Raw genomic sequence first — 25852 nt, 5'->3', positions numbered from 1 at the left:
AAGGCTTAAGCGCACGACCGAGCATGGTCAATCCGTACGAAAGCCATTATAGTCCGGCGCGACAAGCATATAGGTTCCAGGCACAAAAGCGGCGGCGAAATCGGATTTGACGCCCGCGCGTTTCCTGCGCGGGCAACAAGCGCCCCCTCCCCTTTTTCCAACTGGACCCACGCAGCATTGAGGACCAAGAGAGATGGCGAAGAAGGCCCCCGCGAAATCCCCGAAAACCTCCAAGACGAAAGCAAAGGCGAAGAAGAAGGCGCCGGCGAAAAAGCCCGCGACCAAGACAGCCGCAGCAAAGAAGGCCGCGCCGAAAAAGACCAAGGCAGCGCCGAAGCTGAAGAAGTCGGTGTCGAAGAAGGCCGCACCGAAAAAGGCAGCGAAGAAAGCGGTCAAGACCGCACGCAAGGCCGTGAAGAAGGCCGCGCCCGCGGCCCGCAAGCTGGCACAGAAGGCCAAACGCGCAGCCAAGAAGACCGTCAAGAAGGTCACGTCGAAAAAGAAGACGGCACCGAAAAAAGCCGTGAAGGCGGCCAAAAAGGTCGCACCGAAAAAGAAAGCCGCCGCGAAGGCGAAACCGGCAAAAAAATCCGCGCCGAAGAAAGCGGCCGCGAAAAAAGCGGCGCCGAAGAAAACCGCACCGAAGAAGGTTGCGCCGAAAAAGAAGACGGTTGCGAAGGCAAAACCGGCCGCGAAAAAACCGGCGCCGAAGACGAAGGCAACGGCAAAGGCGAAACCGGCAAAGAAGACCGCTGCGAAAAAGACCGCTGCGAAAAAGACCGCGGCAAAAGCCCCCGGCAACAGCTTCGGCGCGCGCCGCGTGCTGAAGGTCGGCAAGCGCAGCTATACCTATTTCAGTCTGCCGCATGCCGAGAAGAACGGGCTTGACGGTATCGCCCGCCTGCCCTTCTCGATGAAGGTGCTGCTGGAAAACCTGCTGCGCTTCGAGGACGGCCGCACGGTGACCGCCGACGACATCAAGGCGGTGAAAAGCTGGCTGAAGACCCGCACCTCCGATCGTGAAATCGCCTATCGCCCGGCCCGCGTGCTGATGCAGGACTTCACCGGCGTCCCCGCCGTTGTCGACCTCGCCGCCATGCGCGACGCGGTGAAGAATCTCGGCGGCGACCCGAAGAAGATCAATCCGCTGGTGCCGGTCGACCTCGTGATCGACCACTCGGTGATGGTCGACAAGTTCGGCACGCCGACCGCCTTTAAGGAAAACACCGACATCGAATACACGCGCAACCGCGAACGCTACGAGTTCCTGCGCTGGGGCTCCAAGGCCTTCGACAATTTCCGCGTCGTGCCGCCGGGAACCGGCATCTGCCACCAGGTCAATCTCGAATATCTGGCGCAGACCGTCTGGACGAAGAAGGACGGCAAGGACGAGATCGCCTATCCCGACACCTGTGTCGGCACCGACAGCCACACGACGATGGTGAACGGCCTTGCCGTTCTCGGCTGGGGCGTCGGCGGCATCGAGGCGGAAGCGGCCATGCTCGGCCAGCCGGTCTCGATGCTGATCCCGGAAGTCGTCGGCTTCCGGCTGACCGGCAAGCTGAATGACGGCGTGACCGCGACCGATATGGTGCTGACCGTCACCGAGATGCTGCGCAAGAAGGGCGTCGTCGGCAAGTTCGTCGAATATTACGGACCGGGCCTCGATCATCTGGCCCTCGAGGACCGCGCCACCATCGCCAACATGGCGCCCGAATATGGCGCCACCTGCGGCTTCTTCCCGGTTGACAATGAAACGCTGAAATATCTCCGCGCCACCGGCCGCTCGGAGGAGCGCGTCGCACTGGTCGAGGCCTACGCGAAGGCGCAAGGCATGTTCCGCGAGAAGGGCATGGCCGAGCCGGTCTTCACCGACACGCTGGCGCTCGACCTGTCGACTGTTGTGCCGAGCCTTGCCGGCCCGAAACGTCCGCAGGACCGCGTCTCGCTGACCGACGTCAAGACGAACTTCATTGGCGCGCTCGAAGGCGAGTTCGGCAAGCCCGGTCAGAAGGCAGCCCGTGTTCCCGTCGAAGGCCGGGACTTCGATCTCGGCCATGGTGACGTCGTCATCGCCGCCATCACCTCCTGCACCAACACCTCGAACCCGAGCGTGCTGGTGGCCGCCGGCCTCGTTGCCCGCAACGCGCGCGAGAAGGGGCTCAAGGTAAAGCCCTGGGTGAAAACCTCGCTCGCACCCGGCTCGCAGGTCGTCACCGACTATCTGACCAAGTCGGGCCTGCAGGACGATCTCAACGCCATGGGCTTCGATCTGGTCGGCTATGGCTGCACCACCTGCATCGGCAATTCCGGTCCGCTGCCGGTCGAGATCAGCCAGGCGATTGCGACACACGATCTGGTGGCCGCCTCGGTGCTCTCCGGCAACCGCAACTTCGAAGGCCGGGTCTCCCCGGATGTGAAGGCCAACTACCTCGCCTCGCCGCCGCTGGTCGTTGCCTATGCACTGGCCGGCTCGACCCAGATCGACCTGACGACCGAACCGCTCGGCATCGGCGCGGACGGTCAGCCGGTCTACCTGAAGGACATCTGGCCCTCGGCAAAGGAGGTTGCCGAAACGGTGCGCAGCTGCGTGACCCGCGAGATGTTCCGCAAGCGCTACGCCAATGTCTTTGACGGTGACGCCAACTGGCAGAGCATCAAGGTCACGGGTGGCCTGACCTATGACTGGGACGGCGGTTCGACCTATGTTCAGAACCCGCCCTACTTCGTCGATCTGAAACCGGAACCGGCAGCCCTTGCCGATGTGAGAGACGCACGGGTGCTCGGCCTGTTTGCCGATTCGATCACCACCGACCACATCTCGCCTGCCGGCAACATCAAGGTGAAGAGCCCGGCCGGCGCCTATCTGAACGCCAAACAGGTCGGCGCGCAGGATTTCAATTCCTACGGCGCCCGGCGCGGCAATCACGAAGTCATGATGCGCGGCACCTTTGCCAATATCCGCATCAAGAACCAGATGCTTCAGGGCGTCGAAGGCGGCTTGACCAAGCTGCAGCCCGAAGGCACCGAGATGCCGATCTACGACGCGGCAATGGAATACAAACGCCGCGGCGTGCCGCTCGTTATTTTCGCCGGCAAGGAATATGGCACCGGCTCGAGCCGCGACTGGGCCGCGAAGGGCACGATGCTGCTCGGCGTCAAGGCCGTGGTCGCCCAGAGCTTCGAGCGCATTCATCGCTCGAACCTGGTCGGCATGGGTGTTGCCCCCCTGCAGTTCCTCGACGACATGAGCTGGCAGTCGCTCGGTCTCGATGGTTCCGAAACCGTGTCGATCGAAGGCCTCGCGCAGGTGAAGCCGCGCACCAAGGTGAACGCGATCATCTCCTACAAAGACGGAACGAAGCAGGTGATCGAACTTCTCTGCCGCATCGATACGCAAGATGAGGTCGAATATTACGAGAATGGCGGCATCCTGCCTTATGTGCTGCGAAATCTCGCGGCCTGAACAGCAGACCGATGACGAAAAGGGCGCTCTTCGGAGCGCCCTTTTTTTGCCATCACCGCATCGTGACTCGCCTGTGTGCGGCGGCCCGATCTATCTTCGGTCCGAAGGAGAAACCTCCCATGCTGTTGCGTTACGTCATGGTTCTCGTCCTCGGCCTGTCCCTCGCGTCCATTGCCCGCGCCGAGACGCGGCCTGTGGTTGTCGAACTCTTCACGAGCCAGGGATGTTCTTCCTGTCCCAAGGCCGACGCCTATCTGGCCGAACTCGCCGGGCGTGAAGACGTGATCGCGTTGTCTTTCGCGGTCGACTACTGGGACTTTCTCGGCTGGAAGGACACATTGGCAAGCCCCGCCTTCACAAAGCGGCAACGCGCTTATGCAAAGGCGCTCGGCATTTCCGGCGTCTACACGCCGCAGATCGTGGTCGACGGCATTGCCGAAGGCGTCGGCAGCCACCGCGAAACAGTCGAAGAACAGATCGCCGATCGGCGCGGCACGCCACTCCCGGTCGCTTTGCGCTTTTCCGACGATGGCGCCGCCCTGACACTCCATGTCGGCGCAGGCGCGCCACCGGAACGCGCCGCCACACTCTGGCTGGTGCGCTATGCAAAGAAAGAAAGGGTCGAAATCCGGCGCGGCGAGAATCGCGGCAAGACCATGACCTACGCGCATGCGGTACGCGGGCTGATGCCGATCGGCATGTGGGAGGGAGACGCCACAACGGTGACGCTGCCGAAAACGGAAATGCTGATGCAGGGCTATGAAGGCTGCGTCGCGCTGCTGCAGGCGCGCGACGGCGGGCCCATTCTCGGCGCAGCGCATATCGATATGGCTGCCGCAGCGGAAAGACCTGCGCGCTAGAAATCGGCGGGACCGGCCTCGCGCGTCAACAGATCCATGGTCTGCGTGAACTGCCCGCCCACATCCTGGGGGAGCTTGTAGACCCAAGCGCCCAGCCGCGCATTGAGTTCGGCCGCGCGTGCTTCGGCGGCCTCGGCGTCGGCCCCCTCGACGGCCAGAAGGGGATCGACCGCGGCAGCAAACTTCGCCCACAACGCGCCGCCCTGCCCGCCCATGCTCATGGTCAGACGCACACCGTCGAACGTATCGAAGAAAACCGTCGGTGCATTTTCGGGAAGGTCGAGCGTATCGGCGGGTCCGACATCGTCGAAACTCTTGCCGGCAAGTGCCATCGCGATTCCGTTGACAACCGGCGCGCCGCGCGTCACCCGTCCTGCCGGGACATTGACGATGGCAAAGTCGGCCTCGTCCTTCGACGCGCGTTCGATAATAACCGGATTGTCGGTGCCACCCCAAAGCGTCACGCGCGCCAGCTCTTCGCGCGATATGTCGACAAAAGTCGGGTCGAGCCATTCGGCGACCATCTTCAGTAGCGGCAGCCTTCCGCGTGCCAGCCACGACTGATCCTCGCCATCGCGCCGCACATAGACGAGACCTTCGCCCTGCACATTGACGGCACGCTCCGGAACCTTGCCGACAAGCACCGCCGCCATCCGGTCCTCGCCACGGAAGAGCTCGATCCGCACCGCCGAACCGATATCCTCCGGCGGCAGCAGACCAAGATTGCGATGCCACTCGGGGTTTGCCGTGCGCGGTTCATAGGCTTCCATGTCGCCCAGCCCGAGCAAGGTTTTCTTGACCAGTTCGGGATTGACCGGATAGCCGGCCCGCGCTTCTGCACCCCAGACGCCGTTTGAATCACGCAACATGACGACGCGGCTCACGCCATGCATCCCCTGACTTGCGGTATAGACAATGCGGTCCACCTGATCGAGTTGCGTGTCGAGCCCGGAAAAAAGTGGATGCGGCGTGAATGTCGCCGCGACGCTGCTACGGTCGGTGACGACCGCGACCGTGGCCGCGACAACGGCGATGGCGGTCGCCAGTGCCAGCACCGCCAGATTGCGCAGCGGCCGGTTTTCCCAAAGGGACTGGAACGAAGCGGGCATGGGATCAGGCTCCCTTTTCCGCGCGCGCCTTGCGACGGCGATAGCGCAGGATCACCGCGCCAAGCGCAACGACCGTAATGAGAAGGGGCACCAGCCCCACATTGACAAAGCGAAGCTGCGCGCCCAGCCCATCGATCTCGCGACGCAGGTTCCGCTGCACATCACGCAATTTCTTGCGGCTGTCGAGAAGTTCCGCGCGGAAGGCCTGAATCTCGCTTTCGACATCGACCTCGGTCGCACCGCCATTCGGCAAATCCGCAACCCCTTGCGTTTGCAATTGGGTCAGGCGCTGTTCGGTTTCGGCGATGCGGCCTTCAAGCGCTTCCTGTTCGGCAAGAAACCGCCGCTCGGCCGCGCGCCGCAGATCGTCGACAACCGTGAAAGGCCGGTCGATCCGGGCCCGCGCACGCAGCGAAATCAGCTCGTTCGAACCCATCAGATTGTCGATCGCCGATACGACGAAGCTTGCATTATCGGCAATCGGTTGCGCCACACGCTCGCCGAGATAGGATTGCGTCTGAACCCAGAAGCGATCGTCGAAAATGTCGCTATCGGCAAAAAGAATGATATTCGCGTCGCCGACCGACTGTGCGAGATGTGCCTCCGGCTTGGCCGGGGTCGCGCGCGGGCTCGCCGCGCCGTCCTGAGCCTGCAACTCAACCTCCGGTGGCCCATCGAAAGCACTCGAGACCGGTCCCGACACGCGCGCGGCGATGACAAAGCTTTCGCCCGACGGTTCGAAACGGCGCAGGAGGTCGTCCGGTCTGGGTCCCGATTTTACATAGTCGAGATCGTAGAGCTGCGCATCATCGGATGAGCGCACCAGCGGCGTGAAGCGCGTCGTCGCGCCTTCCGCCGGCGCCAGCGCGCCCACCGTACCGAGATTGAGCCGCATCACATCGGCGGTGACGATATCCTCGGCATCGACATTGGCGCGCTGCACGGCAAGCCAGATGACATAGTCGCTTTCCTGACGGCGCGCATCGAGGCCCGTCTGCACGCGTTGTGCAAGACCGCGATCGCCGACGATCTTGGTCGGGTCGTAGTCGACGCCCCAGTTTTTCAGCAGCGGCTCGAGATTGGACGCTTCGGTATAGCCGCGAACCGGTTGTCCGTCCGGGCCGGCGGTGAGGCTCACCTCCGAATGCGGATCGATGAAGGCGAGCACACGTCCACCGCGCATGACGAACTGATCGACGGCATAAAGCGTCGCCGGATCGAGCTCACGCGGATGTGCGATCATCAGAACTTCAATCTTGCTCGGCACGGTCTGGAACTGCTGTTCCAGATATTCGAGCTCGAAGCGGTCGCGAAGCTCCTCATAGATCATGAAGGGCAGAGATTCGCCGCGCATCGCCGACATCAACCCGCCTGTGCCGGTATCGAGCGGCAGGTTGGTGACGATGCCAAGCACAGGTCGCGCCGGACGGCTCAGGTTCTGGATCATCCGCGCGATATCGTATTCGAGATATTGTTCACGCTCGTCGGTGAAGAACGGAATGGCTTCAAGTCCGTCCACGGCATTGGTGCCGACAAGCCCGAAATAGATAATGTCGCCCTGCGCCGTCGGTGCGCCCTTGAGGCCGAGCGACATCGCGAGATCTTCCTGTTCGGAGAAAGGCTCAGGCTCGATTACCTCGAGGCGCAACTGCCCGTCCGAACGGTTGCGTATTTCCTCCAGAAGATCCCGCACATGGGTCGCATAGGTGCGGATGCGCGGATAGTCGTTGGCAAGCCGCTCCGAATAGAAGAAGCGCAGCGTGATCGGCTCTTCGATCTTCGCGACGACTTCGCCCGTGCCCTCCGACAATGTGTAAAGACGGTTCTCGGTGAGATCGATCCGAGCCGAGCGGAAGACGATATTCGAAAACAGATTGACGGCAAGAAACAGCACGGCGAGCAGCACCAGCATCACGATGCGGTAGGCCGAACGGCTGATCTGCTGGTTGAACATACCCGTCACCGCCTCAACCCGCCTTCTTCATGTCGACGACAATGCCGCAGGCAATCAGCCAGGCGCCAATCAGCGTCGCGAAGTAGATGATGTCGCGCAGGTCGATAACGCCGCGCGTGATCGCATTGAAATGCGTCAGGAAGGAGAAGGACGCTATCGTGTTGAGCACCTGCTGCGGCGCCCAGCCGGAGAAGAAGTCGATAACGATCGGAAGGCCCGAAACCGTGAATAGAAAACAGACGGCAACCGACAGAACGAAGGCGATCACCTGGTTGCGCGTCACCGCCGAAAGGCAGGAACCGATCGCGAGATAACCGCCGGCCATGAAGAAACTTCCAAGATAGCCGGCAAGAATGACGCCATTGTCCGGGTCACCCAGATAGTTGACGGTCAGCCACATCGGAAAGGTCAGCGCCAGTGCGAGACCGGAAAACGCCCAAGCGGCCAGAAACTTTCCAAGCACCGCCGCCCAGAGCGGCACCGGCAGCGACAACAGCAGTTCGATCGATCCCGTGCGGCGTTCCTCCGCCCAGAGGCGCATTGAAATGGCCGGGATCAGGAACAGATAAAGCCAGGGATGAAAGTTGAAAAAGATTGCGAGATCGGCCTGTCCGCTTTCGTAGTAGCCGCCGAGATAAAAGGTAAAGGCGCCCATCGTGAGCAGGAAGATCACGATAAAGATGAAGGCGAGCGGCGTGGCGAAATAACCGCCGAGTTCACGGCGGAAGACGGCGAGGAGTTCGTTCATGCCGCATCCCTCTTCTCGCTCGAAGGTGCGAGATCCGAACGGGTCAGGCTGCGGAACACCTCGTCGAGGCGGCCGGGCTCGCCGTAAAGCGCGCGTACCGGCCAGTTTTCGTCGCGCGCCAGACGCGCCACCGCATCGATCAGCAGCGTATCGCTCTCGCGCGCCGTTGCCGGAAAGAGCGTGAACGTGGTCTCGGCGCCGCGCGGTATGACTTCGATGCTGGCAATGCCGGGCAGCGCCTTGAGTTTCTCGGCCATCTGCACCGTCGTTTGTCCGCCGAGCGTCAACGACACGGCGTTGTGATAACGCGAACGTGCCATCAACGAAGCCGGCGTTCCGTCGGCGACAACCCGGCCGCGATCGATGATCAGCGCGCGGGTACAGATCGCATCGACTTCTTCGAGAATATGGGTCGAAATAATGATCGCCTTCTCGGCCGACATGCGGCCGATCAGCTTGCGCACTTCGAATTTCTGGTTGGGATCGAGGCCGTCGGTCGGCTCGTCCATGATGAGGACGGGCGGATTGTGCAGGATCGATTGCGCCAGACCGACGCGGCGGCGGAAGCCTTTCGACAGTGTGTCGATCGGTTGATCGAGCACCCCGCCAAGCTCGGTCGCCTCGACCGCGCGGTCGATGGCCGTCAGCGCCTCGCTGCCCGAAAGCCGGCGCACCCGCGCGATAAACCGCAGAAAACCGCGCGGCGTCATGTCGCCATAGGCCGGCGCGCCTTCCGGCAGATAGCCGATGGTGCGCTGCGCGGCCAGCGTGTCCTTGACGATGTCATGGCCGCAGATGCGGGCCTGCCCGGCGCTCGGCGCCAGAAAGCCGGTGATCATTTTCATGGTGGTGGATTTGCCGGCGCCGTTCGGACCGAGAAAGCCCAGAACCTCGCCGCGCGCGACCGAGAAACCGATATTGTCGACCGCCGTGAACGGACCGAAATGCTTGGTCAGACCGTCGATGACGATCATCGCCTCGCCGGCTGCTGCGGAAGGAGCTTGTGTCGCCGTTTCCATTTCCGATCGGCCGATGATGCCTCTCCCCGGAACCTTGCCTTGTCCGGCAATGCCGACGGCAATTTCGTTTCCCTTTGCGCGCGCCTTTTCGCAAGCGCGGCCTGCCTCCCATGCAGGCAGTCTGTGTAGGACAGGCCGCCAACCCCTTCAAGTGAAAGATGTTTCATTTTCAACGCGCTGACCCATGCGCGCAAAAGCTTGCCGTCCGGGAGGGGGAACCCGGACGGCTGGAGCTATCGCTCTTGGGACGTTTTGTTGCGCTCAAAGTCCCTCGGGGGGGTGAGGGAAGGATGGCCCGGCTCCCCCAATCTATCCCGGTGGGGCTGGGGGGCTGATGAAACCGGAACGTCGCAAGGAACCGGGCCAAAGAGGCAACGGTGCTAATCTGGCGGCCCAGTGTGGCCCCGCAAGGGCCGAAAAAAGGCAATATTGTGGTTTCAGAACAAATCGCCGGCGCCTGAAAAACCAAGGCGCACCGCCGAAAATATAACAATCGGATGACGGCGCGGCCTCGCTTGTGCCATGCTGAAAAGACCGAAGGCCCCGCCCGCAAGGAGGACCGCCGCCCGCATGACCGACAGCGTCGACTACGTGCCCCGGAGGGGCGAGGCGGAACGCGGGCTGACGCTGGTGGCAACCGGCCCCATTCAGAAAAAGCCGCGCGAGCCGGAGGTTTTTTTCAACCGGACCGAGCTCGACGCGATCCTCTCCGTCTATGGACGCAAAGTGGCCGACGGCGAGTGGCGCGACTATGCGATGGGCGGTTTCAGGGAAGTCGCGGTGTTCTCGGTCTTCCGCCGCGCCAGCGAAATGCCGCTCTACCGGATCGAGAAGCGCCCGAAACTGGCGCGCAAGCAGGGCGCCTATGCGGTGGTGGCGGCGACCGGCCTGATCCTGAAGCGCGGCCACGACCTCAAACAGGTGCTGAAGGTCTTCGACAAGCGCGCCTTGAGGCTGGTCGACGCCTGAGACCCCGAAGGCGCAAACGAAAAGCCCCGGCATCGCTGCCGGGGCTTTGTTTTTGCCGATGTTTCAGCGCTTTAGCTGCGCTGGCTGCCGAGGAACTGCAGCAGGAACATGAACATGTTGATGAAGTCGAGATAGAGCGAGAGCGCGCCCATCACGGCTTTCTTGCCGGCGGCGGCAACGCTGTCGCCTTCGTAATACATGCCCTTGATGCGCTGCGTGTCATAGGCGGTGAGGCCGGCGAAGACGAGGACGCCGATCACCGAGACCGCGAATTGCAGCGCCGAGCTCTGCAGGAAAATATTGACGACCATCGCGATGATGACGCCGATCAGGCCCATGAACAGGAACGAGCCCATGCCGGTCAGGTCACGCTTTGTCGTGTAGCCGTAAAGGCTTAGCGAGCCGAAGGCGGCCGCCGTCACGAAGAAGGTCGTGGTGATGCTCTCACCCGTATAGACGAGGAAGATCGACGACAGCGACAGGCCCATGACGCCGGCAAAGAGCCAGAAGGTGCTCTGCGCCGCGACGAGGCTCATCTTCTGGATGCGGAAGCTCAGGAAGAAAATGAAGCCGAGCGGCGCCAGCATGACCACCCACTTCAGCGGGCTCGCATAGATCGCCTGACCGAACTCGCTGAAGGCCAGACCGGCCGGCGTTTCGACGACGGCGGCGTTATAGGCGAACAGCGCGACGAGGCCGGTGAGGGCCAGCGCGCCCGCCATGTAGTTGTAAACACTGAGCATATAGCTCCGAAGGCCCTGGTCGATCGCCATGTCGGCGCGGCGACCGAGCTCTACCTGATGGAGCCGTTCCTGATCGTAATTCGCCATGTATCTGCACCCTCCTGCGTGTGCCTGTTGTCAATATTGGCTGAGGAGCGCGGAAATTCAAGCAAAACCGGGGGCTTATCGTGAAGATTGAGTAACGCTTTCCAAGACTTAGCCGGCATTCGGCAGGCAGCGACGGTGGCAGCGGACCCCCCCTCTGTCACAAAACTGTCAAAAAACTGTCACAAAAGGCCGGAGCGGCACTTTATCCCCGCCCGCAGGCCCGGCTTATCCCGCAACTTATCCCGCAACTTGTCCCCGGCGACGCGTCGCGCCGGCAGCGCAGCGCTGAAAAAATACTTGTCCCCGCTTTTTGGCGGCGCGCGATTTCCGCTCAGTCGGCCCGCAGCACCGGCGCCGCCGGCGCGGCCAGCGCCCGCCAGGTGCCGGCAAGACCGAGCGCGACGGTCAGCAGCGCCGCGCCGGCAACCGTGACGGCGAGCGTGCCGGGCAGGAAGCGCCAGGGCATGCCCATCAGGAAGGTGATGACGGCGAAGGCCGCCAGCGTGCCGGCCAGCGCCGCGACCAGCGCGGTCGCGAAACCCAGCAGCGCATATTCGCGGACATAGATGCCGAGAATGCGCCCCGTCGTCGCCCCGAGCACTTTCAGGACGACCGCATCGCGTACCCGCGCCGAGAAGCCGGCCGCCATCGCGCCCGAAAGCACGAGAATGCCGGCGGCCAGCGTGACGGCGCCGGTGGCGCGCACCGCCATGGCGAAATCCTCAAGCAGCTTGTTGACGGCCAGCAGCGCTTCCTTGACCCGCACCGAGGTGATGTTGGGGAAGCGCGCGGTGACCTCGCGCTCCAGCGCCTCCTCCGCTTCGTTGCCGCCATCCATGCTGACGGTGGCCAGCACCGTATGCGGCGCCGCCGACAGGGCCCCCGGCGAGAACACCAGCACGAAATTGATGCCGAGCGTCGACCAGTCGATCTCGCGCGTATTGGCGATGGTCGCCGCCATTTCGCGGCCGAGCACATTGACGGTGATGGTGTCGCCGACATCGACGCCGAAGCCCCGGGCGAGATCCTCGCCGAAGGAAACGAGCGGCGGTCCGGCATAATCCTCCGGCCACCAGGCGCCGCGCACCAGCGTCGAACCGGACGGCATCGCCGCCGCATAGGTGATGCCGCGATCGCCGCGCAGCGCCCATTGCACATCGGGGGCGACCGTCAACTGGTCGGACGGCACGCCATTGACCGCGGCGATCCGTCCCCGGAGCATCGGCACGCGATTGAAGGAGGTGACGCCGGGGCTGGCGGTGACGATCTCCTCCAGCCCGTCGATCTGATCGGGTTGCACATCGACGAAGAAGAAGGCGGGCGCCCGGTCGGGCATCTCGCCCATGATTTCGCCGGTGAGGTTGCCGTTGATCAGCGACACGGTGACGAGCAGCGTCAGCCCGAGCCCGAGCGAAAGCACGATCGCCGGTGTCGGCGCGCCCGGCCGGTGGATATTGGCCAGTGCCAGACGCAGGCCCGGCGAACGGACGCGGGGCGCGCGCGCCGCCAGCGCCATGATGCCGCGCGCGGCGCCAAAGAGGATAATGAAGACGCCGGCCGCGCCGCCGACGAAATAAAGCGCGAACAGCCGTTCCTCGGCCAGCGCGATCGCCATGCCTGCCAGCGCCAGAAGCGCGCCCGCCGTCGCCGCGACATAGACCGGGCGCGGGAAACGCCGCACCGGCGCCACGAGATCACGGAAGAGGCTCGTTGCAGGAACCTCCCGCGCGCGCGCCAGCGGCCAGATCGCGAAAGCAAGCGCGGTCAGCACGCCATAGGCGGCAGCGAGCACGAGCGGCGCGCCGTAGAGACCGAGATCGGCCGGAATGGGGATCAGATCGCCCGCCACCGCCTCGACGATGAAAGGCGTGGCGCCGCCGATGACAAGACCGATGACAATGCCGATGGCGGCGAGCGCCATCACCTGCATCAGATAGAGCCGGAAGATCAACGCGCCGGGCGCGCCGAGACATTTGAAGGTGGCGATGACGGTGCGCTTGCCGTCGAGATAGGATTTGACCGCATTGGCAACGCCGACCCCGCCGACGACAAGCGCGGTCAGGCCGACCAGCGACAGAAACAGCGCCACCCGCTCGACGAAACGGCGCACGCCCGGCGCGCTGTCGCCGCGATCCTGCACCCGCCAGCCGGCATCCGGAAAGCGTTCATTGAGCGTGGCGACCCAGGCGGCGATGCCGGCACCCGACCGCTGCGCCTCGGGCAATCGCACCCGGTAGTGATAGCTGACGAGACTGCCGGGCTGCACCAGCGCCGTCGTCTCAAGCGCTTCCATGGCGATCATGGCGCGCGGCCCGAGCGCGAAACCGTCGGAGACCCGGTCGGGCTCGCGCGTGATCGCGGCGCGCAAGCGAAGCTCGGCCTCGCCAATGCGGACGAGATCGCCGACCGCGACGTCGAGCCGCGTCAACAGATTGGGTTCGACGACAAGGCCCCAATGACCGTCGCGAAAGGCCAGCGCGTCGGCCAGCTCCATGTCGGGCGCGAGTTCCATTGCCCCGTAAAGCGGATAGACATTGTCGACGGCCTTCAGCTCGACCAGCGTTTGCGCACGCGCGGCCGCATCGCCATTCGTGACCTCAAGGTTGCGCGCCATGGCGCGCATTTCGGCCATCTCCGAAACCGCATTGCCGGCCGAAATGAAGGCAAGTTCCTCACCCGTCGCCGCGCGGTGGATCAGACGAATGGCAACATCGCCGCCGAGAATTTCCTGACCGCCTTCGGCAAGGCCGCGCGTCAGCGCCGACGACACCGAACCGACGCCGGCAATCGCCGCGACGCCGAGCGCCAGACAGGCAATGAAGACGCGAAAGCCCTTGAGGCCGCCGCGCAACTCGCGCCGCGCCAGACGGGCGGCAAGGGTGAAGGAGGCCGAACCGTTCACGCGTGCGCCCCGCCGGCAAGCGGCGCCGCCACGCCCGCCTCGATGCTCTCGACCAGACCGTCGCGCAGGCGGATGACGCGGTCGCAACGTGCCGCCAGCGCCTCGTCATGGGTGATCAGGATCAGCGTCGTGCCCTTGCGCGCATGCAGGTCGAACATCAGCGCGATGATTTCGGCGCCGGTCGCCTGATCGAGATTGCCGGTCGGCTCGTCGGCCAACAGGATTTCGGGGTCGCCCGCAACCGCGCGCGCCAGCGCCACACGCTGCTGCTCGCCGCCCGACAATTGCCCCGGATAATGGGTCAGCCGGTGGCCGAGCCCGACCAGACGCAATTCTTCCTCGGCGCGTTCGAAGGCATCGGCGCGGCCGGCGAATTCAAGCGGGATCGCGACATTTTCAAGCGCCGTCATGGTCGGGATCAGGTGAAAGGACTGGAAGACGATGCCGACGCGGTCGCGGCGGAAGCGCGCCAGCCCGTCCTCGCCAAGCGCTGTCAGATCCTCGCCCGCCGCATGGATGCGGCCGGAACTCGGCCGCTCGAGACCGGCCAGCACCATCAGCAGCGTCGACTTGCCCGAGCCGGACGGCCCGACAAGACCCGCCGCCTCGCCGCGCGCAATGGTGAGATCGATGCCGCGCAGGATGTTGACCGGGCCGGCGGCGCTGGGCAGGGTCAGGCGGACGTCGTCGAGTTCGATGATGTTGCTGTTGGGCAAGGGGGCTTGGCTCTCTATATCATGAGGCGGGGGCAGCGGACGGCCAGCATAGGCCGGAACGGCGACGGGAGAGAAAGACACTCGATGATGCGATATGGGCGATATGGCCTTTCAATGCGCTATTGCAAGCTTTTACCGGCTTTTCTGCTGGCTGCCACCCTTTCGCTGGCGCCGGCGGGTGCCGGAGCGGACGCGCGCGCGCTGACCATCGTGGCGCTCGGCGACAGCCTGACAGCGGGCTATATGCTGGGCCCCGATGAAGATTTTGCGAGCCAGCTTGAGGCGGCGCTGAAGGAAGCCGGTCACGAGAATGTGAAGATCGCCAATGCCGGCGTTTCGGGCGACACGAGTTCGGGCGGGCTGGCGCGGCTCGACTGGGCGGTCGGTCCCGACGCCGATGCGGTAATTGTCGAGCTTGGCGCCAATGACGCGTTGCGGGCGATCGACCCTGCCGTGACGCGGGAAAATCTCGACGCGATCGTGACGCAGCTGAAGGCGCGCGGGCTGCCGGTGCTGCTGGCCGGCATGCTGGCGCCGCCCAATCTCGGCGCCGAATACGGGGCCGCCTTCAACGCGATCCATGCCGATCTCGCCGAAACGCACGGCCTGATCCTCTATCCCTTCTTTCTCGATGGCGTCGCCGGCGAGCGCCGCCTCAATCTCGGCGACGGCATTCATCCGACAGCGGAAGGTATCGGCATCATCGTCGAGCGGATCTTGCCGCAAGTCGAGGAATTGATCGCACAGGCAAAGAACGGGGATGCGGTGAATTGAGGGGGCAACGACGACGGACGGCGCCATTGCGAGGAGCATAGCGACGAAGCAACCCAGAAGCGGCAGGCGCTGTGCTTGCGGATTCTGAGTTGCTCTCGCCTTGGCGAAGCCGGAGCTTCGCTACGGCGTAGCCAGGTCGCTTCGCTCGCAATGACGAAACGAGAGGCGGAAGCGGAAAATCTCCCGCGTGACACACAGCGCCGCGAACCAGTATAAATCACCAACATAAAATCAAACGGGGGGACGACATGGAATATCGCCAGCTCGGGCGCACCGACCTGAAGGTGAGCGCGATCTGTCTCGGCACCATGACCTGGGGCCAGCAGAACACCGAAAGCGAAGGCCACGCGCAGATGGATTATGCCATCGCCGAAGGCATCAATTTCTTCGACACTTCGGAAATGTATGCGGTGCCGCCGAAACCGGAAACGCAAGGTTCGACCGAAAAGATCATCGGTTCATGGTTCAAGGCGCGCGGCAACCGCGACAAGGTGATCCTGGCGACCAAGGTGGCCGGCCGCTCGCCGATGACCTGGCTGCGCGATGGCGGCGAAGGCACCGAGCAGACGGCGGCGCAGATAAAGGAAGCCGTCGACAAGAGCCTGAAACGTCTGCAGACGGATTATATCGACCTCTACCAGCTGCACTGGCCCGACCGGCCGATCAATCTTTTCGGCGGCCTCGGCTACAAGCATATCGAGGGCAAGACGCACCCGATCGAGGAAATCCTCGAAGCGCTGCAGGCGGTGGTCAAGGCCGGCAAGGTCCGCCATATCGGCCTGTCGAACGAGACGCCCTGGGGGACGATGAAGTTCCTGCATCACGCCGAGACGAAAGGCCTGCCGCGCGTGCAGTCGATCCAGAACGCCTACAACCTCCTGAACCGCACCTTCGAGTTGGGCGGTTCGGAAATCGCCCATCGCGACCAGGTGGGCCTGCTTGCCTATTCGCCGCTGGCGCAGGGCTATCTTTCGGGCAAATACCAGAACGGCGCGCTGCCCGAAGGCTCGCGCAAGCAACTCTTCAACCGGCTGCAGCGTTACGAGTCGCCGCAGACCGACCGCGCCATCGAGAGCTATCTCGCGATTGCGCGCAAGCACGGGCTCGATCCCTCGCAAATGGCCAACCAGTTCGCGACCACGCGGCCCTTCGTGACTTCCAACATTATCGGCGCGACGACGATGGCGCAATTGAAGCTGGCGGTGACCAGCACGCAGGTGAAGTGGACCGAGGAACTCGAAAAGGACATCGAGGCCGCGCATCTCGCGCAGCCCAACCCGGCGCCTTGAGATGGTTTCTCTTCCACTCTCTTCTCCGTCATGGCCCGATTTATTCGGGCCATCCACGTCTTGACGACATATGTTGAAAGAAAGACGTGGATGGCCCGGACGAGCCGGGCCATGACGATTCTGGGAATTTCGGACCATGATCCGCCTTTTCACCGCGCTTGAAATTCCCGACGAGGCGGCGGAGAAGCTGGTGCGGCTGCAGCGGGGGATCGAGGGCGCGCGCTGGATCGACCGCGCCGACCTGCATATCACCTTGCGTTTCATCGGCGATGTGCCGGAAAATGTCGCCGCCGATATCGACGAGGCGCTGGCGCTCATTCCCGTCACACCTTTCGAGATCGAGCTTGAAGGCGTCGGCGAATTTGGCGGCGAGCGGCCGAACGCGCTCTGGGCGGGCGTGAAAATGTCGGAACCCTTGCGCATTCTGCAGGGCCGCCACGAAAGCGCGATGCGCCGCGTCGGCTTGAAGCCCGAGACGCGGAAGTTTCATCCCCATGTGACGGTGGCACGCATTACGCGCGCCAGTGTCATGGATGTCGGGCACTATATCGCCGCCAACAATCTCTTCGCCGCGCCGCGTTTCACGGTCGAGCGTTTCACGCTGTTTTCGGCGAAGGGCGGGACCGGCGGCGGGCCTTACGTAGCCGAGCGGCGCTACCCGGAAGATCATTGGGACGACGGCGAGGGGTAGAAGAGCCTTCTGTCTTTCTTCCCACCCTCCCCTTGGGGAGGGTGGGAAGAAGTAGCGGCATCCGCGGCCTTACGCCCCCGCCGCTTCCTCGATTTCGTGCATGTCCTCGTCGGACAGCCCCATATGGTGGCCGATCTCATGGACCAGCACATGGGCGATCAGGTGATCGAGCGGCTCGTCATATTCGGCCCAGTAGTCGAGCATCGGGCGGCGATAGAGAAAGACCATGTCGGGCAGATGCGCCGGCTCCATCACCGAGCGGTCGATATGGGAAATGCCCTGATAAAGGCCGAGCAGGTCGAAGGGGCTTTCAAGCGCCATTTCCGCCATCACCTCCTCGTCGGGAAAATCCTCGACGCGGATGATGACGCCCTCGCAGCGGGCGCGAAAACCTTCCGGCAGCCGCGCGAAGGCCGCATCGGCCAGCTGTTCGAATTCTTCCAGCGTCGGCGCCTTGATGCCCGTCCAGTCCATTGCACTTCTCCTCTTGCGTGGCGAGATTAGGCGGGCGAGGCTGGCGCTGCAAATTTTCACCCGGTTTTGGAGAGGCGGCGATGACCGAAAAGCTGAGCGGAAAAGCACGCGACAAGGCTCTTGCGGGCCTCACGGGCTGGACGAAGGTGAAAGGCCGCGACGCCATCGAGAAGGCATTCAGGTTCAAGGATTTCAACGAGGCCTTCGGCTTCATGACGCGCGTGGCGCTTGTCGCCGAGAAGATGGACCATCATCCCGAATGGGCCAATGTCTATAACCGGCTCGATGTGATCCTGACCACGCATGATGCGGGCGGGCTGTCGGAAAAGGACATCAAGCTCGCCACGCTGATGGACAAATGGGCCGGCAAGGCCGGAAAGACGGCGAAGAAATAGGTTCGTCGCCACCTTTCGATCGTGGTTGCTTACCTCGCAAACACGATCCTGTTTCTGCCGCCAACAAAAAGCCCCGGTGTTTCCACCGGGGCTTCTGCTCTCCGTTGCCGGAAAGATTAGCGCGGCGCCATGCGGATCGCGCCGTCGAGGCGGACGGTTTCGCCGTTGAAATAGCCGTTGCGGATCATTTCGCAGGCGAGCGAGGCATATTCTTCCGGATTGCCGAGACGGGCCGGGAACGGCACCTGCGCGCCGAGCGCCTGACGGACCTTTTCCGGTGCGCCGGCAAGCAGCGGCGTGTCGAAAATGCCGGGCAGGATCGTGTTGACGCGGATGCCGTCGCGCGACAGATCGCGGGCGATGGGAAGCGTCATGCCGACGACGCCGGCTTTCGAGGCCGAATAGGCCGCCTGGCCGATCTGGCCATCCTGCGCGGCAACCGAGCCGGTGTTGACGATGGCACCGCGATCGCCATCGGCGAGCGGATCGAGCGTCAGCATGCCGGCCGCCGACTTGGCGATGCAGCGGAAGGTGCCGACGAGGTTGATCTGGATGATCAGATTGAACTTGTCGAGCGGGAAGTGTTCGGGCTTGCCCGTCTCCTTGTTGCGCGACGCGGTCTTGACCGCATTGCCGGTGCCGGCGCAGTTGACCAGGATGCGTTCCTGGCCGATGGCGGCGCGGACTTTTTCAAAGCCGGCATCGACGCTGGCTTCGTCGGTGACATTGACTTTCGCGAAGACGCCGCCGAGCTCTTTCGCCAGCGCCTCGCCCTTGTCCTCCTGCAGATCGAAAATGCCGATCTTGACGCCTTCTTTCGCCAGACGGCGGGCGGTGGCCGCGCCGAGGCCCGAGGCGCCGCCGGTGATGATGGCGCTGATGCCGGAATCGAGTTTCATGGGTCGTCTCCTTGATGAACCGTCTTCTGGGACGCCAAGCTCTGCGCCCGATTGGCGCCGGTTTTACAAATTTGCGGGCGGCCAAGCGAGCCAAAAATCCCGAAAAGCCGTTGAAACGCGGGCCACTGCGCCACACCCGGCCCTGACGCTACGTCGCCGCCGCTTGCATGGGCCGGCCCGAACGCCCATCTTTTGCCCGGGGCGGGGACGGCGGAACGGCGGAAACGGCAATGGCGACATCGCAAGGAAGCTCCGGCGCAGGCGCGCCGCTCGACCCGACCCATCAATTGCCGGCGGTCATCGCCCGCAACGAAAAGACCGTGCGCGACGGCTTCTGGCGGAAGATGGCGCGCTTTGCCGGCCGCATTCCCTTCGCCGAGGAAGCGGGTGCGGCCTGGTTCTGCGCCCGCGATCCGAAGACGCCGCTGCGCGTCAAGGCGACGCTGCTGGCCGCCCTCGCTTACTTTGTGACGCCGGTCGATCTGATCCCCGATGTCGTCGCCGCCTTCGGCTTCACCGACGATGCGGCCGTGCTGATGGCCGCGATCGGGCTGGTGTCGAGTCACATCCTGCCGCGGCACCGCCAGGCCGCGCGCGCGGCGCTCGACCTGCCGCCGGTGGACGCGGAGAACTGACGGATATTGACGTCGGCATTCGTTAGCCCTCAATCCTTTAGTCGTCATGGCCCGCTTTATGCGGGCCATCCACGTCTTTGCGGCGCGGAACAACTGAAAGAAAGACGTGGATGACCCGGACAAGCCGGGTCATGACGAATAGGGGAGGGCAACAGCCGTAAAACCGCGCCGAACTACATCGCCCACACACCCGACGCATTGGAGCGGTAGCCGAGCGCGCGATAGGCCGCGTCGACCAGCGCCTGGCCGCGGCTGTTGAGCAGAATGCCCGCGCCCATGCGGTTCATGTTGTAGCCGAAGCTCATCTTGGCCGCCGGATCGGCAAAGCCGATCGAGCCGCCCATGCCGACATGGCCGAAGGCGGCATCGCTGAGGATGCAGCTCGAATTGGGTTCGTTCTTCAGCTTTCGATTGTCCATCGACTTCATGAAGCCGAGTGCGAAGCGCGACGGGATCAAGAGCGTCGCGTCTTCATGCGTGCCCATCGCGACGCGGCCCATGCGCGCCAGCGTGTCGGCGCCGACAAGTTTGCCGCCGCCATTGGCGAGCGGCTGATACATGCCCGCAAGACCGCGGCCATTGGTGATGCCGTTGGCCGAACCCATTTCGGACGCATGGCATTCGCGCGAATTGAAATTCGCATTGCCGCTGTTGAGCAGAAAGAGATGCGCCGGGCTCGACGGATCGGTGAGGAGCGCCTGCGTGAATTTCGAATTGGCGGCCGCCGGATCGGGTTCGGCGAAAATCATCGGCGCGATGCGCGGTTCGGTCGCTTCGGGCGTGCCGATGGTGAAGTCGAGGCCGAGCGGCTTTGCGACTTCATCGGCAAAGAATTTTCCGAGCCGCTTGCCCGACGCCCGGTGCACCAGCTCGCCCACCGTCCAGGCGAAGGTGACGCCGTGATAGCCGTTGCGGATGCCGGGCTTCCAGAACGGTTCTTCGTCCTCGAGCAGCTTCACCATGTAATCGTAATCGTAATAGGCGCCGTCTTTCAGCTTCGTGCGCAGATGCGGCTGGCCGGCCGAATGATCGAGCATCATCGAGACCGTGGTCTCTTCCTTGCCGTTCTTTGCATATTCGGGCCAATAGGCGCCGACTTTGGCATCGAGATCGAGCGTGCCCCTGTCGGCCAGCATATGCGCGCACAAGGCCGTCGCCCCCTTGGTGCAGGAAAAGACGATCGAGACGGTGTCTTTCTCCCATGCCGCGCCGTCGGGCGCCTTGCGGCCGCCCCAGATGTCGACGACGGTCTTTCCCTCCAGCGTGATCGCGACATTGGCGCCGACCTCGTCGCGCGTCTCGCAATTCTCGATGAAGGCGTCGACAACGGATTTGAATTTCGGGTCGTAGCTGCCCTCGACCTTGCCGGCCTTTGTCTCTTTCGAAAGCGTCTCGGCCATAAGGGCCCTCCCTGAATGTCGGTTGTCTTGAAATCTAGCGTGTCGAGCGCAAGCCGCCATGACCGGCTTCGATCAGCACCGGCCGGATCGCCGCGGCAAGTGCGGCATAGCCCGCCGCGTTGAGCGTCAGCCGATCCCAGCGATGCAGATCGCCGCGGAATTTTCCCTCCGCATCGAGCATGGACGTGCTGGCATCGATGAAATGCATGTTGCGCTGGCCGGCAACGAAATCGGCGACCAGCGCATTGGCGCGCAGGGCGCCGTACCAGCGTTCCTTGCGCGCCGGCTGCGGACGGATCGAGACGAAATAGATCGGCGCCGTCATGCCTTCGGCGCGCAAGGACAGCGCCAGCGTGCGGAAATCGTCGAGCACATCTTCCGGCCGCCGCCCGTGAACATCAGCGAGATCGGCATCGCCCGCCATCACGACGACGGCGCGCGGATGATAGGGGAGCACGATGCGCGACATGTAATGCGTGATGTGCGAAATCTGTGCGCCGCCGAAGCCGCGCTGGATGACCGGCACCGGCGCCATGTCGGCGGCAAGCTGCGGCCAGAGCCGGACATCGCGGCCGCCGACAAAGAGGACGGCACCGGACGGCGGCGGATTGGAAACGTCGAGCCGCTCGAAGGCGGCGATTTCGGCTTCCCAGTATTTCGGATCGCCCGAGGCCAGCAGCACATAGAGCAGAAAGGCGAAAAGCGCGACGATGCCGATGCCGGCAAGGACGCCCAGCGTGATCAGCATGCGCCTCATTGCGCGCTCCGCCCTGTCATCTCGTCCGCCCCCCGGCGCATCGTTCTAGCGCTGCGGCACCAGAACGATCTTGCCCTTGACCTTGCGCGCCGCCATGTCGTTGAGCGCCTCGGCCGCTTCCTCGAACTTGTATTGCCGCGAGACATGGGGCTTCAGCTTGCCGGCCTTGAACCAGGCGATCAGCTCCTTCAGATTTTCCTGATGCCGCGCCGGCTCGCGCCCGGTGAAGGCGCCCCAGAAGACGCCGACGATCTGGCAGCCTTTCAGCAGCGCCAGGTTGAGCGGGATTTTGGGGATCGGGCCGGCGGCAAAACCGACGACCAGGAAACGGCCTTCCCAATTGGTGGCGCGCAAGGCGGCTTCCGAATAATCGCCGCCGACCGGATCATAGACGACATCGGCACCCTGGCCGCCGGTCAGCGCCTTGATCTGGTCGGTCAGCGCCTTTTGCTGGTCGCGGTCGAGCGTGCCGGTCGGATAGAGGATCGTTTCATCGGCGCCGTGATCGCGGCAGACCTGCAGCTTGTCTTCCGACGAGGCAGCGGCGATGACGCGCGCCCCCATCGCCTTGCCGAGTTCAACGGCCGCAAGCCCGACGCCGCCGGCCGCCCCCAGCACCAGCAGGCTCTCGCCCGGCTTGATATGGGCGCGGTCTTTCAGCGCGTGATGCGAGGTGCCATAGGTCATCAGGAAGGCCGATGCGGTGACGAAATCCATCTCGTCGGGGATCGGCGTCACGCGGGCCTCGTCAAGCGCGATCTGCTCGGCAAAGCCGCCCCAGCCGCACGAGCCGATGACGCGGTCGCCAACCTTCACCTTCGAAACGCCCTCGCCGAGCTTGATGACCTTGCCGGCGACCTCGCCGCCCGGCGAGAAGGGCAGCGGCGGCTTGAACTGGTATTTGTTCTCGATGATCAGCACATCGGGGAAATTGACCGCCGCCGCATGGACCTCGAGCAGGACCTGGCCCTTGCCGGGTTCGGGCGTCGGCACCTCCTCGATGACGAGGCTTTCGGGCGGGCCATATTGCTTGCACAGCACGGCTTTCATGGTCGTCTCCCCCTGATCTGGCGTTGAATGGGCGTTTTCCGGATATAGCGCTGCCTCTCCCTTAGCACGAGCGGGCCTGCATTCGCCAGATTGACGCCGCGCCGGCGCCCGCCATGCTTCCGCCACAAGAATCGGGGAATTTTTCAGCGGCCCGCCAATCCCGGCCGGGCGCAATTCGCCGCATTTCCGGGCTCTCCGTCTGGAAATCGGGGCAATGGGCCGGTATGGTCAGGCGCATTGCCGCTCTCGGTCCCGGATAACAAGAGAAAGCCAACGAGTTGAAGATCATGCCAAGACGCAAGCGCCTTTCCACGACCTTCGCCCGCGCCGCCACCCTCGCCCTGACGGCCCTGCTGCTGAGCTTCGGCACCGCCGGCCTCGCCGCCGCGCAGGACGCCCCGAAGCTGCTCGGCAAGTATGACGACTGGTCCGCCTATAGCTACGGCTCCGGCGCCGACCGCATGTGCTATGCGATGAGCGCCCCGACCAAAATGCTGCCGGCCGGCGCCAATCGCGGCGACGTCTATTTCATGGTCACGCACCGCCCGGGCCGCAGCACCAAGAACGAAATCAGCATGCGCGCCGGCTATATCTTCAAGTCGACAAGCCGCCCCTTCGCCACCATCGGGACCGACCGGTTCCAGATGTTCAACGGCACCAAGGAAGGCGGCGAGCATCAATACTGGGCCTGGCTCGAAAACCCCTCCGAGGAAGGCAAGATGGTGCAGGCGCTGAAGGCCGGCGCCTCGATGGAAGTTCGCGGCACCTCCTCGCGCGACACGCTGACCATCGACACCTATTCGCTGAAGGGCTCGGGCGCCGCGCTGCGGAAGATCGACGAGACCTGCAAATAGGCCGGAAAGCCCGGAATTCTGCCGGAAACGGGGGCCATTGGCCCCCGTTATGCCGTCTGTGATATGAAGCGGCCATGACGAGCCTCGAGATCGCCCATCAAAAACAGACGCCCGCGCCCGCCGGAACGGCGGCGGCGCGCCCGAGCCTGATCGGGCTGACGCGGCCGCAACTGATCGACGCGCTGCGCGCCTTCGGCCTGCCCGACAATCAGTGCCGCATGCGCGCCGGGCAGATCTGGAACGGCATCTACAATCGCGGGTTGACGCGCTTCGAGGGCATGACGACGCTGTCGAAGGAACTGCGCGGGCGCCTCAACGAGGCTTTCGATCTCACGCGGCTCGAGATCGTCACCGAACAGAAATCGGTCGACGGCACGCGCAAATGGCTGCTGCGCCTGCCGGGCGACCGGCCGGGCGTGCCGGGCCCCGAAATCGAAACCGTCTATATCCCCGAAGAAGGCCGCGGCACGCTGTGCGTCTCGAGCCAGGTCGGCTGCACGCTGACCTGCAGCTTCTGCCACACCGGCACGCAGAAACTGGTGCGCAACCTGACCGCCGGCGAGATCGTCGGCCAGATCCTGATTGCCCGCGATGCGCTCGGCGAATGGCCCGATGGCGGCCGCAATTCGGAAGACCGCCTGATCACCAATATCGTGCTGATGGGCATGGGCGAGCCGCTCTACAATTTCGACAATGTGCGCGACGCGCTGGAAGTGGTCTCGGACGGCGAAGGCCTGTCGCTGTCGAAACGCCGCATCACGTTGTCGACCAGCGGTGTGGTGCCGATGATCGAAAAGACCGGCGCCGAAATCGGCTGCATGCTGGCGATCTCGCTGCACGCCGTCGACGACGAGACGCGCAACAAGCTGGTGCCCTTGAACAAGAAATATCCGATCAAGGAATTGCTGGAGGCCTGCCGCAACTATCCGGGCGTCTCCAATGCGCGCCGCATTACCTTTGAATATGTGATGCTGAAAGGCGTCAACGATTCACTCGAAGACGCCAAGGCGCTGGTGCGGCTGCTGAAACACATTCCGGCGAAGATCAACCTGATCCCCTTCAACCCCTGGCCGGGCTCGCCTTACGAATGTTCCGACTGGGAGACGATCGAGAAATTTGCCGATGTGGTCAATCGCGCCGGCTATGCCAGCCCCGTCCGCACCCCACGCGGCCGCGACATCATGGCGGCCTGCGGCCAGTTGAAGAGCGAGACGGTGAAGGTGCGGGCGAGCGAACGGATCAAAGAGGCGCGGGCGGAGGCGTGAGGCATGCCGGTGTGGCGCATGATCAAGGGCTATGTTGCTGCTTGCGCCGCTGCAATCGCCACTACCTCAATACTTACAGTGATCGTCATCGCCAATATGGAGTCCGGTTCTCAGCTCGTTGATGCGATAAAAGCTGTGCTGTTGGGTACACCGGCGGGGTTTGCATTCTTGTTGATCGCCGCTCTGCCGGGAGCCGTAGCGATTGTCGCCGTCGCCCGCATCGGCGGATTCAGCAGTTGGGGGTACTATGCTGCAGGTGGTGCTTCGAGTGCATTGCTTGCCGTCATCGGAATCGCCGTGAACAGCGGCGTCGGCGACCTTCACGTCACCAATATGTCTACATATATTTCACTCTTTCCTGCCGCCCTGATGGGCGGTGTCGCTGGCCTCACATACTGGCGCGTCGCTGTTCGTGAGCGCAGGGCGGAGGGAAGACCACCGCCCGAACCGAAAGGGTGGGGCAGCTCATGAAAGCCGCCATCTATCGCTGGCGCGTGGCGCCGGAAAACGAAGACGACTTCAGGCGCCGCTGGCACGAGATCACGGTCGACATCATGCGCAATCATGGCGGCGGCGGCTCGCGGCTGCACCGCGCCGAGAATGGCGACTTCGTCGCCTATGCGCGCTGGCCGTCGAAAGAATCGCGCGACAAGGCCTTCAGCGATTATTCGGCAAAGCACTCGACGCCGCAACGCGAAGGCCGCGCCGAACTGATCGAGGAGATCTGGCTCGAAATCGAGGATGATCTATTGATCCCCGAAGCGGAACTGCCCGAAAGATTCCGTTGAAAAACACG

Annotated in this window: 25 protein-coding genes; 13 read left to right on the top strand and 12 right to left on the bottom strand. The window is 63.6% G+C overall.

What is annotated here, in order from left to right:
• Positions 1-177 precede the first annotated feature (177 nt).
• From Q7V31_RS02180 to Q7V31_RS02170, 3 genes are all read left to right on the top strand, one after another.
• Complete coding sequence (locus Q7V31_RS02180) at positions 178-888, top strand: hypothetical protein (RefSeq protein ID WP_304732174.1); 711 nt, start codon at positions 178-180, stop codon at positions 886-888.
• Positions 821-3466, top strand: a complete 2646-nt coding sequence (gene acnA, locus Q7V31_RS02175; protein WP_304732173.1) for an aconitate hydratase AcnA — start codon at positions 821-823, stop codon at positions 3464-3466. The genes Q7V31_RS02180 and acnA overlap by 68 nt, the downstream gene beginning before the upstream one ends.
• 119 nt (positions 3467-3585) lie before the next feature.
• Positions 3586-4326, top strand: a complete 741-nt coding sequence (locus Q7V31_RS02170) for a thioredoxin family protein (RefSeq protein WP_304732172.1) — start codon at positions 3586-3588, stop codon at positions 4324-4326.
• Here the strand turns inward: Q7V31_RS02170 and Q7V31_RS02165 are convergent.
• From Q7V31_RS02165 to Q7V31_RS02150, 4 genes are read right to left on the bottom strand one after another with little or no spacing between them, the layout of a single operon-like run.
• Positions 4323-5435 carry a DUF4340 domain-containing protein gene (locus Q7V31_RS02165; protein ID WP_304732171.1) on the bottom strand — a complete coding sequence of 371 codons (1113 nt, stop codon included), beginning with the start codon at positions 5433-5435 and terminating at the stop codon, positions 4323-4325. The two genes, Q7V31_RS02170 and Q7V31_RS02165, sit on opposite strands and share 4 nt — an antisense overlap.
• A 4-nt stretch (positions 5436-5439) precedes the next feature.
• On the bottom strand, positions 5440-7389 hold the full coding sequence (locus tag Q7V31_RS02160) for a Gldg family protein (RefSeq protein WP_304732170.1): 1950 nt from the start codon (positions 7387-7389) through the stop codon (positions 5440-5442).
• A 13-nt stretch (positions 7390-7402) separates the two neighbouring features.
• Entirely contained in the window at positions 7403-8137 is a 735-nt protein-coding gene (locus Q7V31_RS02155; protein ID WP_304732169.1) for an ABC transporter permease subunit, read from the bottom strand.
• Positions 8134-9156 (bottom strand): ABC transporter ATP-binding protein, encoded by a 1023-nt coding sequence (locus Q7V31_RS02150; RefSeq protein ID WP_304732168.1) that lies wholly within the window; start codon positions 9154-9156, stop codon positions 8134-8136. The genes Q7V31_RS02155 and Q7V31_RS02150 overlap by 4 nt, the downstream gene beginning before the upstream one ends.
• A 570-nt stretch (positions 9157-9726) precedes the next feature.
• Here Q7V31_RS02150 and Q7V31_RS02145 point away from each other — a divergent pair.
• A complete protein-coding gene (locus Q7V31_RS02145) occupies positions 9727-10125 on the top strand; it encodes a DUF2794 domain-containing protein (protein WP_304732167.1) in 399 nt (132 codons plus the stop codon).
• 71 nt (positions 10126-10196) lie between these two features.
• Here the strand turns inward: Q7V31_RS02145 and Q7V31_RS02140 are convergent, their stop codons facing one another.
• From Q7V31_RS02140 to Q7V31_RS02130, 3 genes are all read right to left on the bottom strand, one after another.
• Entirely contained in the window at positions 10197-10898 is a 702-nt protein-coding gene (locus Q7V31_RS02140) for a Bax inhibitor-1/YccA family protein (RefSeq protein WP_370690626.1), read from the bottom strand.
• A gap of 388 nt (positions 10899-11286) precedes the next feature.
• Positions 11287-13857, bottom strand: coding sequence for an ABC transporter permease (locus tag Q7V31_RS02135; protein WP_304732165.1), 2571 nt, complete (start codon positions 13855-13857; stop codon positions 11287-11289).
• Positions 13854-14573, bottom strand: coding sequence for an ABC transporter ATP-binding protein (locus Q7V31_RS02130; protein ID WP_304732164.1), 720 nt, complete (start codon positions 14571-14573; stop codon positions 13854-13856). The genes Q7V31_RS02135 and Q7V31_RS02130 overlap by 4 nt, the downstream gene beginning before the upstream one ends.
• A 114-nt stretch (positions 14574-14687) precedes the next feature.
• Here Q7V31_RS02130 and Q7V31_RS02125 point away from each other — a divergent pair, with 114 nt between their 5' ends.
• From Q7V31_RS02125 to thpR, 3 genes are all read left to right on the top strand, one after another.
• Positions 14688-15347 carry an arylesterase gene (locus tag Q7V31_RS02125; RefSeq protein WP_304732163.1) on the top strand — a complete coding sequence of 220 codons (660 nt, stop codon included), beginning with the start codon at positions 14688-14690 and terminating at the stop codon, positions 15345-15347.
• Between the two features lie 248 nt (positions 15348-15595).
• Positions 15596-16636 carry an NADP(H)-dependent aldo-keto reductase gene (locus tag Q7V31_RS02120; protein WP_304732162.1) on the top strand — a complete coding sequence of 347 codons (1041 nt, stop codon included), beginning with the start codon at positions 15596-15598 and terminating at the stop codon, positions 16634-16636.
• Between the two features lie 136 nt (positions 16637-16772).
• The gene (thpR, locus tag Q7V31_RS02115) at positions 16773-17327 is read left to right on the top strand and encodes an RNA 2',3'-cyclic phosphodiesterase (protein ID WP_304732161.1); all 555 of its coding nucleotides are present in this window, start codon (positions 16773-16775) and stop codon (positions 17325-17327) included.
• A gap of 69 nt (positions 17328-17396) precedes the next feature.
• On the opposite strand, the gene Q7V31_RS02110 is transcribed toward thpR, so the two are convergent.
• Entirely contained in the window at positions 17397-17801 is a 405-nt protein-coding gene (locus Q7V31_RS02110; RefSeq protein ID WP_304732160.1) for a metallopeptidase family protein, read from the bottom strand.
• A gap of 80 nt (positions 17802-17881) precedes the next feature.
• Here Q7V31_RS02110 and Q7V31_RS02105 point away from each other — a divergent pair, with 80 nt between their 5' ends.
• A complete protein-coding gene (locus tag Q7V31_RS02105) occupies positions 17882-18196 on the top strand; it encodes a 4a-hydroxytetrahydrobiopterin dehydratase (protein ID WP_304732159.1) in 315 nt (104 codons plus the stop codon).
• Between the two features lie 116 nt (positions 18197-18312).
• Here Q7V31_RS02105 and Q7V31_RS02100 read toward each other — a convergent pair whose 3' ends face one another.
• The gene (locus Q7V31_RS02100; RefSeq protein WP_304732158.1) at positions 18313-19095 is read right to left on the bottom strand and encodes an SDR family NAD(P)-dependent oxidoreductase; all 783 of its coding nucleotides are present in this window, start codon (positions 19093-19095) and stop codon (positions 18313-18315) included.
• Positions 19096-19325: 230 nt separating this feature from the next.
• On the opposite strand from Q7V31_RS02100, the gene Q7V31_RS02095 reads away from it, so the two are divergent.
• Positions 19326-19730: a YkvA family protein gene (locus tag Q7V31_RS02095; protein ID WP_304732157.1), complete on the top strand. Its 405-nt coding sequence runs from the start codon at positions 19326-19328 to the stop codon at positions 19728-19730.
• Positions 19731-19903: 173 nt separating this feature from the next.
• On the opposite strand, the gene Q7V31_RS02090 is transcribed toward Q7V31_RS02095, so the two are convergent.
• The 3 genes from Q7V31_RS02090 to Q7V31_RS02080 are packed head-to-tail and all read right to left on the bottom strand — an operon-like array spanning position 19904 to position 22937.
• Positions 19904-21130, bottom strand: coding sequence for a serine hydrolase domain-containing protein (locus tag Q7V31_RS02090; protein ID WP_304732156.1), 1227 nt, complete (start codon positions 21128-21130; stop codon positions 19904-19906).
• A gap of 34 nt (positions 21131-21164) precedes the next feature.
• Complete coding sequence (locus Q7V31_RS02085; protein WP_304732155.1) at positions 21165-21887, bottom strand: GDSL-type esterase/lipase family protein; 723 nt, start codon at positions 21885-21887, stop codon at positions 21165-21167.
• A 45-nt stretch (positions 21888-21932) separates the two neighbouring features.
• Positions 21933-22937, bottom strand: a complete 1005-nt coding sequence (locus tag Q7V31_RS02080) for an NADPH:quinone oxidoreductase family protein (RefSeq protein ID WP_304732154.1) — start codon at positions 22935-22937, stop codon at positions 21933-21935.
• Between the two features lie 287 nt (positions 22938-23224).
• Between Q7V31_RS02080 and Q7V31_RS02075 the strand changes: the two genes are divergently transcribed.
• From Q7V31_RS02075 to Q7V31_RS02060, 4 genes are all read left to right on the top strand, one after another.
• Positions 23225-23791, top strand: coding sequence for a hypothetical protein (locus Q7V31_RS02075; protein WP_304732153.1), 567 nt, complete (start codon positions 23225-23227; stop codon positions 23789-23791).
• 74 nt (positions 23792-23865) lie between these two features.
• Positions 23866-25056: a 23S rRNA (adenine(2503)-C(2))-methyltransferase RlmN gene (rlmN, locus tag Q7V31_RS02070; protein WP_304732152.1), complete on the top strand. Its 1191-nt coding sequence runs from the start codon at positions 23866-23868 to the stop codon at positions 25054-25056.
• 18 nt (positions 25057-25074) lie between these two features.
• On the top strand, positions 25075-25527 hold the full coding sequence (locus Q7V31_RS02065; RefSeq protein ID WP_304732151.1) for a hypothetical protein: 453 nt from the start codon (positions 25075-25077) through the stop codon (positions 25525-25527).
• Positions 25524-25844 carry an antibiotic biosynthesis monooxygenase gene (locus Q7V31_RS02060; protein WP_304732150.1) on the top strand — a complete coding sequence of 107 codons (321 nt, stop codon included), beginning with the start codon at positions 25524-25526 and terminating at the stop codon, positions 25842-25844. The genes Q7V31_RS02065 and Q7V31_RS02060 overlap by 4 nt, the downstream gene beginning before the upstream one ends.
• The last annotated feature ends 8 nt before the right edge of the window (positions 25845-25852 follow it).

The organism is Parvibaculum sp., assembly GCF_030651915.1.
Classification (GTDB): domain Bacteria; phylum Pseudomonadota; class Alphaproteobacteria; order Parvibaculales; family Parvibaculaceae; genus Parvibaculum.
This window is presented reverse-complemented; position numbering and strand designations above follow the sequence as displayed.

What these genes read in the sequence shown, in the direction of transcription:
- Q7V31_RS02170 (WP_304732172.1), top strand. Translation starts at nt 3,586, where the DNA reads ATGCTGTTGCGTTACGTCATGGTTCTCGTCCTCGGCCTGTCCCTCGCG.
- Q7V31_RS02165 (WP_304732171.1), bottom strand. Translation starts at nt 5,435, where the DNA reads ATGCCCGCTTCGTTCCAGTCCCTTTGGGAAAACCGGCCGCTGCGCAAT.
- Q7V31_RS02160 (WP_304732170.1), bottom strand. Translation starts at nt 7,389, where the DNA reads ATGTTCAACCAGCAGATCAGCCGTTCGGCCTACCGCATCGTGATGCTG.
- Q7V31_RS02155 (WP_304732169.1), bottom strand. Translation starts at nt 8,137, where the DNA reads ATGAACGAACTCCTCGCCGTCTTCCGCCGTGAACTCGGCGGTTATTTC.
- Q7V31_RS02150 (WP_304732168.1), bottom strand. Translation starts at nt 9,156, where the DNA reads ATGGAAACGGCGACACAAGCTCCTTCCGCAGCAGCCGGCGAGGCGATG.
- Q7V31_RS02145 (WP_304732167.1), top strand. Translation starts at nt 9,727, where the DNA reads ATGACCGACAGCGTCGACTACGTGCCCCGGAGGGGCGAGGCGGAACGC.
- Q7V31_RS02140 (WP_370690626.1), bottom strand. Translation starts at nt 10,898, where the DNA reads ATGGCGATCGACCAGGGCCTTCGGAGCTATATGCTCAGTGTTTACAAC.
- Q7V31_RS02125 (WP_304732163.1), top strand. Translation starts at nt 14,688, where the DNA reads ATGCGCTATTGCAAGCTTTTACCGGCTTTTCTGCTGGCTGCCACCCTT.
- Q7V31_RS02120 (WP_304732162.1), top strand. Translation starts at nt 15,596, where the DNA reads ATGGAATATCGCCAGCTCGGGCGCACCGACCTGAAGGTGAGCGCGATC.
- thpR (WP_304732161.1), top strand. Translation starts at nt 16,773, where the DNA reads ATGATCCGCCTTTTCACCGCGCTTGAAATTCCCGACGAGGCGGCGGAG.
- Q7V31_RS02110 (WP_304732160.1), bottom strand. Translation starts at nt 17,801, where the DNA reads ATGGACTGGACGGGCATCAAGGCGCCGACGCTGGAAGAATTCGAACAG.
- Q7V31_RS02105 (WP_304732159.1), top strand. Translation starts at nt 17,882, where the DNA reads ATGACCGAAAAGCTGAGCGGAAAAGCACGCGACAAGGCTCTTGCGGGC.
- Q7V31_RS02100 (WP_304732158.1), bottom strand. Translation starts at nt 19,095, where the DNA reads ATGAAACTCGATTCCGGCATCAGCGCCATCATCACCGGCGGCGCCTCG.
- Q7V31_RS02095 (WP_304732157.1), top strand. Translation starts at nt 19,326, where the DNA reads ATGGCGACATCGCAAGGAAGCTCCGGCGCAGGCGCGCCGCTCGACCCG.
- Q7V31_RS02090 (WP_304732156.1), bottom strand. Translation starts at nt 21,130, where the DNA reads ATGGCCGAGACGCTTTCGAAAGAGACAAAGGCCGGCAAGGTCGAGGGC.
- Q7V31_RS02085 (WP_304732155.1), bottom strand. Translation starts at nt 21,887, where the DNA reads ATGAGGCGCATGCTGATCACGCTGGGCGTCCTTGCCGGCATCGGCATC.
- Q7V31_RS02080 (WP_304732154.1), bottom strand. Translation starts at nt 22,937, where the DNA reads ATGAAAGCCGTGCTGTGCAAGCAATATGGCCCGCCCGAAAGCCTCGTC.
- Q7V31_RS02075 (WP_304732153.1), top strand. Translation starts at nt 23,225, where the DNA reads ATGCCAAGACGCAAGCGCCTTTCCACGACCTTCGCCCGCGCCGCCACC.
- rlmN (WP_304732152.1), top strand. Translation starts at nt 23,866, where the DNA reads ATGACGAGCCTCGAGATCGCCCATCAAAAACAGACGCCCGCGCCCGCC.
- Q7V31_RS02065 (WP_304732151.1), top strand. Translation starts at nt 25,075, where the DNA reads ATGATCAAGGGCTATGTTGCTGCTTGCGCCGCTGCAATCGCCACTACC.
- Q7V31_RS02060 (WP_304732150.1), top strand. Translation starts at nt 25,524, where the DNA reads ATGAAAGCCGCCATCTATCGCTGGCGCGTGGCGCCGGAAAACGAAGAC.